This window comes from Holtiella tumoricola (assembly GCF_027857615.1).
GTDB lineage: Bacteria > Bacillota > Clostridia > Lachnospirales > Cellulosilyticaceae > Holtiella > Holtiella tumoricola.
Genome location: NZ_JAQIFT010000043.1, coordinates 19438 through 33305, shown reverse-complemented (window position 1 = coordinate 33305; position 13868 = coordinate 19438). Strand labels below are relative to the sequence as shown.

Here is a 13868-nt window from a genome sequence, read left to right as displayed (position 1 = left end):
CTATTTCATTTAATTTATATTATTTACTGTGTATCCTTAGGCATAAATATGAATACTTGTTACGTGATGATTTCTTACATCTTCTGCTAATGCACCACTTAGTTTATTAGCTTCTACAGTATGACATCTACCATCTTTGTATATAAGTTCTATTTTCTCTATCGTTGTATACCCTGGCATTATATCTTTTACTTCTTTAAAATGATAGTTTACTTCTATATCACCTAAGAACTTACATTTTACCGGTTCATCTACTGAAACAAGATAAGCTGGTAATGCTGGTGCAAAACTTAATATAAGTACGCCATCTTCTACTGTAAATGGATTTTCTCCAATCATCATCACTTGCCACATGTGTAAGAATTCAGCTGTTGAACCACTTAAACGAGCAACAAATCCTCTGCCATGGATTTTCTCATTTGGATTAGCACTACTTGCAATGAAAGATGAATTTTCTAAAATACTTCTTCCATATATCTCTGGATTTAAGAATGGTACCAATGCATTTTGAAGTGACTCAAAGTATGCTTCATATAAACCTGATCTTAATAGCTCAAGTAAATATTTGTATTCCATGTGTAACCAAATAGATTCATTTTCTAACCAACCTGGTGTAAAGGCTTTTGCACGCCCTACTTCGAATGACGTATCTTTTAATGGACCATTTACTTTGTACATTTGTAACTTATGGTCGTATAAATCGCTTGCTTTAACTTTCTCATGAAGTGATGCTGCTTCTTTTCTACCTTCACCCATTTTTAGGTATCTTACTGGTCCTTCTAAGAAGTAAGGCATCTTCACCACGTCAAACTTACTTGGTACAATACCCTCTTCTGTTGTTGTATACTCACTCATTTCATAAGTAAAGTATGTTGGACATAAGCCTTCTCCATAAGCCACAGCTCTTTCAACACCTTGGCGTAACTTTTCTAACCATGATGTTAAGATCACTTCTACCTCATAAAGTGTAAGTTGCTCTTTGTCACCTTGAATTCCCCATAGGATTTTTTCTCTATACACTTCTTTTGCTACGTTAACTTGATCCCAATAAGCAAGATCTGATAATTTACCTGCCTCGAAGCGAACAAGTGACTCTTGAATAGATCTAATAAAGGACATCACTTCTATAGGTAATGTAATCACATCTGTCCCTAATTTAAGACTTCCTAGCATAAACTCTACCATGCGATACAGTTCATAAGTCTCTGCCATAGAAGAACCAAAGATGCCTGGTACACCATTTAATGCATCATACCAACCTGGTTTGCCACCTTCCATCTCAATACCCATACCATATGGATCTAAGGCTGCAAATTTATTAGTTGCTAAGATCATCATCTTCTCAAATAAGTTAGAGGTATACACTTTACCCTCACCGTTATTTTCTCTAGCTTCTTTATGACTTACATGCTCTTTGATGTTATGGTCAATGGCATTGTATTGTCTTACACCATTTTCAGTTAATACATAACGTTCTTTTCTTGGTCTAACTGTAGCACCGCTTTCAAAATAAGTATAAGATCTATCATCAAAAAGAAGTTCTTTTTCTTTCTCTGGATAAATACCAAGGAAGCTTTCTACTAAATCTAAGTTATAAGTCCAGTGATCTGTCCAGTACCCTTCGCCAAATACAGCTTGAACATGTGATGTAGCATCTTTCATAATGCATTCAATAAAGGTTTCATTTGAAACGTTTAATGCAATATTTTCTGTCATAATCGCTTTTAATACACTTCCTAGAGTAAAAGGTTGTGTTAAAAGTGCTCTTATTGCTTCTGTTCCATTAATTTCTTTTAAAATACTCTCTACTTGTTCTTCTGTAAGAGTATAGTTCACCCCTTGTACTCCTAATGGATTGTATCCATCTAATTGAATGAGGTTGTAGAAAGTTTTTACGTTATAGTCTTTTACAAAATCTGCAAAGTAAACATCACATCGTCTATTTTGATTCACATCTCTAAAGTTAGCATTTCCCTGGGAATAAAATTCTGGACTCATACTAAAGAAGTTATAATCTCTTTCTGTATCGCCATGTTTACGTGAATAGACATGATAAATATTTTTATCTCCTAATAGAAGTGGCATACCTCCACGTAATACGTTATCTAAATAAGTTTGTTTACAATATGCATCAAAGACTGGTGAAGCTGTTTTTGTTTCTATCACTTCACAGATTTCTTCTGTCAGGTGTTTGGCTTCTTCATATTTATTCTCAAAATAATTGCCATCTACTATTTTTGCTCTTAAAACCTCTAATTGTTCTTTTTGCTCTACTTGACCAATTAAGCTATAGAAACTATAAGCTTCACCTGGTTGTAATGTCGCTTGGTTACTAAAGAAGCCACATGGTAAATTGTTTTGACACATTTGTTTAGTTGCTAAAAGTGTCTCTCTATCTTGATTCATAAAGCCAAGAGGTTTAGTTAATGCAGTATTTTCTAAGAATACAACTTCTGTATCTACAATAGCTGGTAGTAATGCACCTTGCTCACTCATTGTAAGGTAGAAATGTCCCCCTTTAACTTCTTTAACTACAGCTGAATCCTCCATACTTGCACGTACTGAATAAAAAGGTACATGTGCTTCTACATCTTGTACTTGCATCCATGCCTTAACTGTTTGCCCCATCATCTTCATAGCGCCTAAGTCTACACCATAAGGGATAACTTGTGGCATACCATCTAAAATATCTAAAGTATAAGGTTGATTACTAATATTTTTTAATGTCACCTTACGTACTAATCCACCCACTTCTTCGTTTGGTAATGTGAAATAAAGTACATTCGTTTGAATACCTTTTTCCTTATTTACCTCTTCAACTTCTACTTCATTGGCGCCAATAAACATACTTCTACGAGCATCTGCTGCTTCTGGCCCTTCATTGTAAAATGGCTCATAGTAGTTATTATCTATCTTTAAAAATGTTCTAAATCCAACTGTACTTACATTTTGATAAGCTTGTTGCGCTGCATGGAACTCCATAATACTATGATTTTTATCTTTTACACCAAAGCTAGTAATTCCTTGTCCACGGTTCACATAGAAACACCAAATTGGTGTTCCCATTAAGCCACTAATTCCTGGCAAGAAGCTAGCAAACGTAGGTTTATTTGTATAATCATTTATCATAAATCGGTTATTATTATCAAACATATTCAAGTCTCCTTTTACTTTATTGTTCTATTATCTTTATTTTAAAGAAAAGGTCTATGTAAAATAATGAGTCATTTTTCATTTCAGGTATCTGTTTTTCATTCTCCTATTTTCTCTCAAACTTTTAATCAGTAATTGAAAAATAATTAGTATGATTTATTTAAAAAAGTTAAAAACTAGTATAAAATTAATCTTAGTTTTATTGTTCGTATCAACAAAGGAGGCTTCATATGTTAAAAACTCTTCTCGTTGCCAGCGCCGCTGGTATTATTGGAACAGGTCTCGGCGGTATCATCGGTATGTTCTTTGGCAATAGTTCAAAAAAAGCATTAAGTTCTTTACTCTCTTTTGCTGGGGGTGTTATGCTTAGTATCGTTTGTTTTGATCTGATTCCTGAGGCACTTTCACTCAGTTCTGTTCTTATAACTGCTGTTTCTATCTTCCTAGGTATCTTGGTTGTTCAAGCACTCAATACAGTCATTGACCATATTACTCATACAGAAGAAACTCACGTTGAGCTTGAAGACTTACGTCATCAGCAAGGTTTAATTTCTACATCCCAAGAAAAATCTATGCTACGCTCTGGCTTTATTATGTTTGCAGCTATTGCCCTACATAATTTACCTGAAGGCATGGCTATTGGCTCAGCTACTTCTCATGATGCAACCATGGGACTTACCCTTGCTTTCTTAATTGCCCTACATAATATTCCTGAAGGTATGAGTATTGGGGTTCCTCTTATCGAAGGTGGAATGAATAAGTGGAAAGCAATTGGGCTTACTTCTCTTTCTGGTGCACCTACTTTAATTGGTGGATTAATTGGAGCCCTTCTGGGTGGTGTAGGTGACCTACCTATTGCAGTTTCTCTAGCTCTCGCAGCTGGTGCTATGCTCTACGTTACTTTTTGTGAGGTACTTCCACAAGCAATCTTACTTCACCACGGCAGACGTCCTGCCCTCTTTGCCATTATAGGTATTGTATTGGGCTTTATCTCTGTAAATGGAATTATTTAAATAAACAGGGCTAAGGATTTAATATTAAATCCTTAGCCCTGTTTATAACTCAAAAATCTTTTCATCTATTTTATATCACTTATGCTTGCTCAATAAGTCTTTCTATCTTTCTTTCTTTTTCTTGCAAGCTTTTTTCTTTTTCATTAAGTTGCTTAGAGAGGGCATTGACAACTTGCGTGACCTCACCAAAAATCTTTGCTACATTTTCTTTTGATTGTTTAATCTTAGATTGCATATACCAGTCAGCAATAAGTCCATCAAAGAAGAAGTCGGCAAGTACTGCACCTTGAGATACTTCTATACTTGAATAAATTTGCATATTCACATCTTGCAGCTCCACACGTAGTCTTTGAAGATAAGTTTGAGCTTCTAATATACGCCCTTTTGCTTGATCAATCTTACTATGCTTCATCATATCTGCCATTAAGTCTCCACCTAGAAGATCAAACGTTCCCCAACTCCCTGCTGAATTTAATAAATCTAAAGCATCATTCAAAGCATATGTAGCTGACCTACCTGGTGAAATCGCCTCATTAATTTCTTTAATCTCATTTTTTAGACTTACTATTTCTTGTCTAAGTTTTTGAATCAATTGACTTTCTACACTATTTGAGTTTTCCACCAAATTACGTTTTTGCTCTTTCAACTTATCTATTTCTTCTTGAATCTTTGACATTTTATAGTGTTCTTTACTGAGCTTACTCATGTCTTTGACTAAGTTTTCTTCTCTTATTTTACACGCATCATATTTTAGCTTAGCAGCTAATGCTTCTGCTTTTTCTTTCTCAACTTTTTTCTGATGTTGCCCTAAACATTTATAAAAAATTGAAGTAAGACTCCCTTTTTCTATCTTTTCAACATCTAAGTTTTCTTTTACTAAGCTTTTTTCTAAGCTACGTAACTCATAACGTGTATCTTCTAGCAATTTCTTAGCCTCATTCATCTTCTTAGCAATTCGATCTGGATGAATATATTCTTCTTGTAGCATTAAAATCTCTTGATTAATTCGTCTGAGCATATCTCACACCCTCCCTAAGTTTATATTAAATATAACTTAGTTCTATTATCTCAGCCTATGCCTCCATATGCAATGCCTAATACGATAACAACGAGCGTTACACCTACAAAAACATACTTTCCAAAAGGAATAAATTTAGCTGGGAGAGGACGTTTCGCCCCTTCATTAATTGCTCCTAAAATTTCTTTGCCATCCACTAAGTAGAAGAACACCCCTGCTACAATAAGCGCTGCTACTGGTGATACTACAATTGTTATAAGGTCTGCAAATTTCCCAAAGTATGCCCCATTTGTTGCTAGTGGTAATGCTAGTATAAAACTTATACCTCCAATGACTGCACATGCTACTACACGAGATTTTTTTGTCCATGCCATGAAGGCTTCCATACTACCTTCTAACATATTAACAGATGATGAAATGGCTGCAAAAATAATACTTAAGAAGAATAATCCACTAAGTACATTACCGTATGGCATCGCTTGGAATACTTGAGGTAATGTAATAAAAAGTAAAGATGGTCCTGCTGCTGGATCAAGTCCAAATGCAAATACAGCTGGCATAATCATAAATGAAGCTAAAAGTGCTGCTAATGTATCAAATAAAGCTGTGCTAAATGCTGCACTTGGAATATCAAATTTCTCACTAATGTAACTACCATATACAACCATTCCACAACCATTCAGTGAAACCGTGAAGAATGCTTGCCCAAGTGCCATAACCCATGTCTCAACCTTCAATAAGTATGACCAATCAGGAGTCATTAAGTATTTAACCCCTTCCATAGCACCAGGTAATGTAATACCTCTAATGGTTAATACAATGAAAAGTACAAAAAGTAATGGCATAATCCACTTATTTAATTTTTCGATTCCTTTTGTAATCCCTAAAGATACGATAACAACTGTTAAAAGCATTGCAATAAAGAAGTATGGTACACTGCTCATAGTTCCTGAAAAACTATCAAAATATGTAGCTGGATTAATCTGCATAAGCTCCCCTGTTACACTCATTGAGAAGTATTTTAAAATCCATCCAATAACAACACTGTAAAACATTAATACACCCATAAGGCCAATTGGTGGAATTAATCCAACCACTTTACCACCTTTAAAGTTGCGTCTTTTAAAGACTTCTCTTATCCCTGTATAAGACCCGCCTTTGAAATGACGTCCAAACGCAAACTCGATAATAAGCCCTGTTGATCCTAGTACAAAAACGAAAATAAAGTATGGAATTAGAAATACTGGTCCTCCATATGCCCCTAACCTATAAGAGAACATCCATATATTCCCTAGCCCTAGTGCTGCTCCTACACAAGAAATAATAAATCCAAATTTGTTTGAAAAGCTTTCTCTTTCTTTCATCTCGATCCTCCCAATATTTTTATCACCTATAGAAGTACTTTTAAAAATATAAAAAAGCAGGCCTCATAGTAAATTCTATGTAGCCTGCTTTTGTCTTGTAATATCAAAAGGCCACATAGTTTTTCTATGTGGCCTGCTCTTATCTCACGCAAAGTAAGCCATCATAGATACAACGTTTTGTTGACGTTTGTATCTATGATGATCTCTATATCATAAATACAAACCTATCTATAATAGCCATAATAAAAGTTATTAAATTTTACTTGGTTGAAAGTAATAGTTAAGTTCATGTTTATTCTCCTATAAATAATATTGTTTTAAATTGTATTATATATTTTACATAATGTCAACGATTATTTTTAATAATTAATAATAATCTATCAATGACAACTGCTCATGCTTATTCTTTTCAATACTAAACCATAGTTTAAAACTACGTGGAAATTCTTTACGTTGTAGTACGCCTAGAAGATTAATAAGGCTTTGTTCATCAACATTCTCATAGCTTCTCTTCTCAAATCCATCTTGTACTACATCATAACCTTCTTCTTTCTTCGTAACCATAATATGTCTATCTTTTTTAAAGGAACTGACTATAACCCTTTCTCCCCATTCTAGTCCTTTTAATGTTTTCATGGTGATTTCTATAAATTCCTCATTTTTTATCATACTTAAAGTACCTCTATTTTCTTTTATCCCAATTCACAATTAAAATATAGTATTAATGACATATAGCTTTATTATAAATGAATGTTCATGGCTTCTTTTATCTGTCTTACAGTTTCATTACCTATTTGATTAGCCTTGTCACTTCCTGTTTGAACAATTTCTTTCACTTCATCTAGATGTTCTTCATAGTAAGCACGCTTTGTTTGAACGGGTTCAAGAATATCATTAAGTGCCTTACCTAGCTGCTTCTTACAAGCTACACATCCTATTTTTCCACTACGACACATATCACATATATTATTATATTCTCCTGGATTAAAAGCTTTATGATACTGGCTTACACTACAAATATCCGGATTTCCTAAATCGGTTATACGAATACGGTTTGGATCTGTAACAGCTCCATTAATCTTCTGCTTAATCACCTCTTGTGAATCAGAAAGATAAATAGCATTACCTAAACTTTTACCCATTTTACTTCCACCATCTAATCCAATAAATCTTGGTGTTTCACTAAGTAAAGCATCTGGCTCTCTTAATATTGATTCACCATGTCCATATAAATCATTAAAGCGCCTCACTATCTTTCTTGTCAACTCCATATGTGGCAATTGATCTTCCCCTACAGGTACTAAATCAGCATGACAAAATGTAATATCCGCTGCTTGACTTACTGGGTATCCTAAGAATCCATAGGTCAAATCATCATATCCATACTGCGCTGCTTCTGCCTTAACTGTTGGATTATGTCTGAGTACATTTACTGGTACAAACATTGAATAAAATACAGTTAACTCTGCTATTGCAGCAATTTGAGATTGTTGTACAAATGTTACTTTGTTAGGGTCTAACCCTACAGATAAATTATCTATTGCAACCTGATAAATGCTATCCTTAAGCATACTAGGATTCTTGAAATGAGTTGTTAATGCTTGTATATCTGCTAAAAGTATAAAAGTTTCATAGTCATTTTGTAGTTTCACTCTGTTTTGCAAACTTCCTACATAATGTCCCAAATGTAGCCTACCCGTTGTTCTATCACCTGTTAAAATTCTTTTTTTATTTTCCATTGTTATTCGCTCCTTTGTTATAATGTATTCTCTAGCCACCACCAATCATCCGACATATCCATCATCTCCTTTTATCAAATTTATGACAATAAAAAAACTCCCATTCCTAAAATTAGGAACAGAAGTCTAAATGTCTGTTAGCCACCTAAAAAGGTCTTATCACATACTATCATATGCTCTCATCATAACGGTTAGAGTTTCCGTGAACGCCTACTGTAGTTTAATTAACTTTTCAGGTTCCCCTCGTAAGCCCATTCACTATAACTTGAAATATTGCATCCCACCACCTGCAACTCTCTGGAATTTCTCTGCTATAACTACTCTTCTTACTCATTGGTTTTAGATTTATGTTATTTATAGTATATCTTATTCTTCTTGAATTATTCTGTCAATATCTTTTATTAAGCTTTCTTTTATTACATCTCTAAAATAATATTAATTAATTTTAAAACCTTATCTACATGTTGATGTTTTAAGAGCATTGAATTCCATAAACATACGTTAGGATAAAAGGACATATAAATAATCTTTTTATAATACCTCCACGCAGTATGTTCTAAACTATTTAATTGATAGCATTTCAGTATTTCAGATAGCATTTTTTCTTGTTCTTGCTCCATCTTACTAAATATTTTTTGCACTGTTAAGGTATCAAAATCTACTTTTTCTAAATAGTACATCGTTTCATTCAGAAAACAATTAATATTAACCTCTGTACCAAACATATTAAAATCAATAATCCCTTTGAATACTCCCTCATCATCAACTAGAATGTTGCTCTCATTTAAGTCACCTTGGTAGACGCATCTAGGTAATTGCTCAAGAAACTTCTCAATCTGTTTTCTAATTTGCTGATTGGCTATTATTAATTTTTCTGTCAATATATCTTCTTGGCATTTTTTCAGCGCATTAACAAGGGTATCGAAATTTTCTTGTTTTTCATCTCTATCTATATCAAATGGGCCTAATTCAATAAGTGACCACATTGATTTAGTTTGTGATAAATTAATATTAGAAAATAGTCTCGCTAACTTTCCAAGATGTCCTACGACAGCTTTCTTAAATGTATAGTCTATAGTATTACCTTTTGATGAATAAACTTTATAGGGAGCGCACTCTTCTACATAACAAGCATAGTGTATATCTTCCTTTTCATAAAAGTAAACTAATTTTCCACTTTCATCTTTTATTAAGCTTGGGCAATAGACTCCTATTTCCTTATATCTTAAAGTTAAATTCATAATATCTTCTAAAAACACTTCATTAATTGCTTTACTATTATTAATCTTTAAGAAATAGCTATTATTAATCTTATAATTATAGCGTCTATCCTCTTCGCTTCTAGATGTATCTATTACATCACTTATTTGATTGCATTCAATATCAAATTTATCGCAAATATCTTTTATCTCACTCAAACTAAACATACTTCCCCTTCTTTAGCCTTTATTAATTGATCACATAGTCTGGTAAGCAATTATACCAGTGCACATAAATTTCTCCATTTAGTACCACTCTATCTGTATCTGGTAGCATTTGGGTCCATGGTTTTGTATATTCTCCGTCTTTTCCTACATTCCAGTTGTACTTGTTAAACCTTCTAAATAAAATATTCTTCCCTTCTCTAGAAATATAATTTTCTACTAATTCATCATGCTGATTAAAATAGATCTGCCTAATCGTATCATAAGTTTGATTACCAATAGTTACTTTATATCTTCCCACTATATCATAATTATGTGCTTCTATATGCTCTTTATAGAGGCTTCCATCTTCTTGCATCTGGATGTACCCACCATGTTTCTTCAATATGGCTTCCCCACAATTATCTTCTCCTATCCCCCAGAATGCCCAAAAGTCATCATCTAAAAATGTAGATAATTTTTTCACTCCCTGTGCATCCTCTTCCCATGCTGCTAATGTTTGGATATAGTCTTCGGTTTCTCGCAAATAATATTTATAGCTATGTACGGCCATTTGTACTTTAACTTCTACACAGTCTATGCCATGAATACTAGCCCTTCCCTCTACTGTAACCTCCACTTCACCACCTTTTTTCATCTCTGGGTATACGCTAAAGTTATAATCTGCAAACTTGACTTTATTTCCTAGTATAGGTCTAATAAAATAGCCTATATCTTGCATACATCTTACTGCAAACTCTGGTTCATCTATTTTCTCAATTGTAATTGTTGGACTAATCTCTGGAAAAATACTTTCTTTCATCTTTTCATCTCCTTTTTTATCTTTATAATAGGGATAACAAGCTTTAAAGTTTTTTCTTGCTGTATTTAATCTACTTTTTACTGTCCCTTCTGGTAGGCCTAGCCTTGTGGCAATTTCTGCAATGGGTAGCTGATAATAATAAAAAAGTTGAAGAATTCCTCTTTGTTCTTCTTTTAATTGCTGTAACGTATCTATTACCTCTTCTTCTAAAGCGCTTCTCATTCTCCATTTCCTAGCATCTTTCACAGAAGTACTTTCTAATATTTGTTCATCTATTGCCACTTCATTACTTTTAAATACTTTACGGTAATAATTAGAACAAGCATTGCTAGCAATTTTAAGCATCCATGCTTTAAAAAGCTTTTTGTCTCTTAGCATCTCATACTTTTCATAACCTATAAGCCATATCTCTTGTAATATATCTTCTGCATCTTCTCTTATAGGTATTTTGTAATAAACAAGCCTACTAATGGCATCTTTATGCTGTTCTAAAAGTTGCTCAAATTCTTCCCTATCCTCTCTCATACAGTATTGCCTCTCCTATCTTTTGAACCGGTTCTAACTATAAAGATGAAAAATAGTCTTAAAAAGTTCACTTTTAAAATTTATTTTTTGATTAAATCTCTATGCATTAGTTTTACTGCCTATAGAAAAAGCACCTCCCTTCTATAGGAAAGCGCTCCTCTGATTTACTCTATTCAGTCATTCTAATCTCTTCCATTTGTTTTACTATATTTTCTGGCATATTATCTATCAAATAATTTTTGTCACTTTTATTTTTCTCTTCATACTCTTCCCAGTACTTCTTAGCAGTAAGAGCCATCTGCTCATACAGATCTTTTGCTGATAATAAATAACATCCCTTACCTCTTGTAATAATTTGTTCTGTTCCATCAGAAGTTGCTACCGTTATACGATATTTACTTGCATGCTCATGAGCAAACTTTTCGATAAATTGGTCTGCTGTTTCTGCTTCTTTTGTGTATACAACACGGATATTATGATAGTCATAAATTTCTGTTGGATGACCTTCTAAACGATAGGCATCAAAAACAACCATTAGATGACACTTATGATATCCTTGGTAATTACAAAGCAAGTCTAACAATCTATCTTTTGCTGCATCAATGTGTGTTCTGGCTGTCTCATTTAATTCTTCACATCCAAAAATGACATTATAACCATCTACTAGTAAGTATTCTTCTTTACTTGTAGGCTTACTTGCCGTTCTAATAATAGGCATTTGAGTAGCCCATTCATTGCGCTTGCCCATACGTTTTCTAGGTACATATTCTTTTTTTTGATTAGAGTAAAAGGTTCTTTCTAAAATAGCGTCTATTTCGTCTGTACCAATGCTCTCTTCTTCCCAATAAGCTTCATTTTGTATAGTAACTTCTTGAGTGGTAGTATTTCCCAACTTGCGGCATTCAATATGCATATAGTCATAGACCCTATCCCAGCTTACTAGGAATCCACTACCATGGGCACAAAATACTGAACCTGTTGGATTATCAATATCAGCTTCTGAATCATATCCATAAGCTGATATGACTTCTTCAGCATTATGACATGGTTCATAGCCTTTCAAGCTACAAAATAGCCTTCCATGCCCTTTGGTATAAGCTATAACCTCTTTTTGATAATCTCTCATCGTCACTACTGGAGCTGTTCCTGTTAGTATAGCCATTCCCTTTTCTATATCTGGTGGATTAGATTTTCCACACATCTTCTCAACATCCATCATTGCCCTACCAACCATATTTTCTGGTATTTCTAAACGAAACTCATAAAATGGTTCAAGAAGTATGGACTGTGCTTGCTTTAATCCTTGTCTTACCGCTCGGTAAGTTGCCTCTCTAAAGTCTCCACCTTCAGTATGTTTATTATGTGCCCTACCAGATACTAAAGTAATTTTCATATCTGTTATGACGGAACCGGTCAATACACCTTTATGTTCTTTTTCTTGTAGATGCGTTAATACAAGACGTTGCCAGTTTTTACCTAGATTATCTTCACTACAATCTGTAGCAAATTGTACACCACTTCCTTGTGGTAGTGGCTCCATCAAAAGATGAACCTCTGCATAATGGCGTAATGGCTCAAAATGCCCTACCCCTTCTACTGCATTAGTAATTGTTTCTTTGTAAACAATATTGCCTGCTCCAAAGCTTACGTCTATTCCAAATCGCTCTAATATCATATGTTTTAAGATTTCTATTTGAACTTCACCCATAATCTGCGCTTGGATTTCCTGTAAAGCTTCATCCCATACGATATGAAGCTGTGGATCCTCTTCTGAGAGCTGTAATAGCTTTGGTAGTACTGCTGCAGGATCATATTGATCAGGTAATATAATTTGATAAGTCAGTACAGGTTCAAGCAAAGGTTGATTAGTCGCTTCGGCGTTGCCTAACCCTTCACCTGGATAAGTTTTTGTAAGCCCTGTTACAGCACAAACTGTCCCAGGCAAAGCCTCATTAATAGCGTCAAACTTATTACCTGAATAAATACGAATCTGATTAACCTTTTCCTCTTCTTTCGTAAGTACTGACCTTACTTTAAGACTACCACCTATAATCTTCATATAAGTCAAGCGATTCCCCTGCTCATCTCTTGCAATTTTAAAGACCTTTGCTCCAAATGATTCAGGGTATTCTGGCACTTTTGCATGCTTACTTATACCTGCCATAAATTCTTTAACTCCTTCAAGCTTTAAAGCAGAACCAAAGTAACATGGGAAAAGTTGACGCTTTGCAATCAGCTCACTTATAGCTTCATCTTCAACTTTTCCAGTTTCTAAGTAAGCTTCTAGTAGCCCTTCATCGCACACTGCCACACTTTCATAAAAGTCCTCACCTTGCTCATCTGAGAAGTCCGTACATCCCTCATCAAGACGCTTCTTTAATTCTTCTAGAAGCTTATCCTTGTCTGTTCCATCTTGATCCATCTTATTAATAAATAAAAAGACAGGTATTTTATATTTAGATAATAATCTCCACAGTGTTTCAGTATGCCCCTGTACCCCATCTGCTCCACTTATCACCAAAATCGCATAATCTAATACTTGTAGCGTACGTTCCATTTCTGTAGAAAAATCCACATGTCCTGGGGTATCTAATAAAGTTATTTGTATATCTTCTAAATCCATCACAGCTTGCTTAGAAAAAATAGTGATTCCTCTTTGTCTTTCCAACTCATACGTATCTAAAAACGCATCTTTTTTATCGACTCGCCCAAGCTTCCTCAGCTTACCGCTTAGGTAAAGCATCCCCTCAGATAATGTAGTCTTACCGGCATCTACATGGGCTAGTATTCCTATTACTAATTTATTCATGTCCAATCTCTCTTATCGTTT

General features: G+C 34.2%; 9 protein-coding genes. 1 reads left to right on the top strand and 8 read right to left on the bottom strand.

Going from position 1 to position 13868, the window contains the following annotated elements; translation table 11 throughout:
* Positions 1–36: 36 nt before the first annotated feature.
* On the bottom strand, positions 37–3153 hold the full coding sequence (locus PBV87_RS10345; protein ID WP_271012195.1) for a hypothetical protein: 3117 nt from the start codon (positions 3151–3153) through the stop codon (positions 37–39).
* A 230-nt stretch (positions 3154–3383) separates the two neighbouring features.
* On the opposite strand from PBV87_RS10345, the gene PBV87_RS10340 reads away from it, so the two are divergent.
* Positions 3384–4166 (top strand): ZIP family metal transporter, encoded by a 783-nt coding sequence (locus PBV87_RS10340; protein WP_053984601.1) that lies wholly within the window; start codon positions 3384–3386, stop codon positions 4164–4166.
* Positions 4167–4245: 79 nt separating this feature from the next.
* On the opposite strand, the gene PBV87_RS10335 is transcribed toward PBV87_RS10340, so the two are convergent.
* The 7 genes from PBV87_RS10335 to PBV87_RS10305 form a co-directional block, all read right to left on the bottom strand.
* Entirely contained in the window at positions 4246–5184 is a 939-nt protein-coding gene (locus PBV87_RS10335) for a coiled-coil domain-containing protein (RefSeq protein WP_053984602.1), read from the bottom strand.
* A gap of 50 nt (positions 5185–5234) precedes the next feature.
* The gene (locus PBV87_RS10330) at positions 5235–6548 is read right to left on the bottom strand and encodes a sodium-dependent transporter (RefSeq protein WP_053984603.1); all 1314 of its coding nucleotides are present in this window, start codon (positions 6546–6548) and stop codon (positions 5235–5237) included.
* A 366-nt stretch (positions 6549–6914) separates the two neighbouring features.
* Positions 6915–7217 (bottom strand): hypothetical protein, encoded by a 303-nt coding sequence (locus PBV87_RS10325; protein ID WP_271012194.1) that lies wholly within the window; start codon positions 7215–7217, stop codon positions 6915–6917.
* A 71-nt stretch (positions 7218–7288) separates the two neighbouring features.
* Positions 7289–8287 (bottom strand): tryptophan--tRNA ligase, encoded by a 999-nt coding sequence (trpS, locus tag PBV87_RS10320; protein ID WP_271012193.1) that lies wholly within the window; start codon positions 8285–8287, stop codon positions 7289–7291.
* A 416-nt stretch (positions 8288–8703) separates the two neighbouring features.
* Positions 8704–9714, bottom strand: coding sequence for a phosphotransferase (locus PBV87_RS10315; protein ID WP_271012192.1), 1011 nt, complete (start codon positions 9712–9714; stop codon positions 8704–8706).
* A gap of 22 nt (positions 9715–9736) precedes the next feature.
* Entirely contained in the window at positions 9737–11038 is a 1302-nt protein-coding gene (locus PBV87_RS10310) for an RNA polymerase sigma factor (protein WP_271012191.1), read from the bottom strand.
* 169 nt (positions 11039–11207) lie between these two features.
* A complete protein-coding gene (locus PBV87_RS10305) occupies positions 11208–13847 on the bottom strand; it encodes a translation factor GTPase family protein (RefSeq protein WP_271012190.1) in 2640 nt (879 codons plus the stop codon).
* Positions 13848–13868 lie beyond the last annotated feature (21 nt).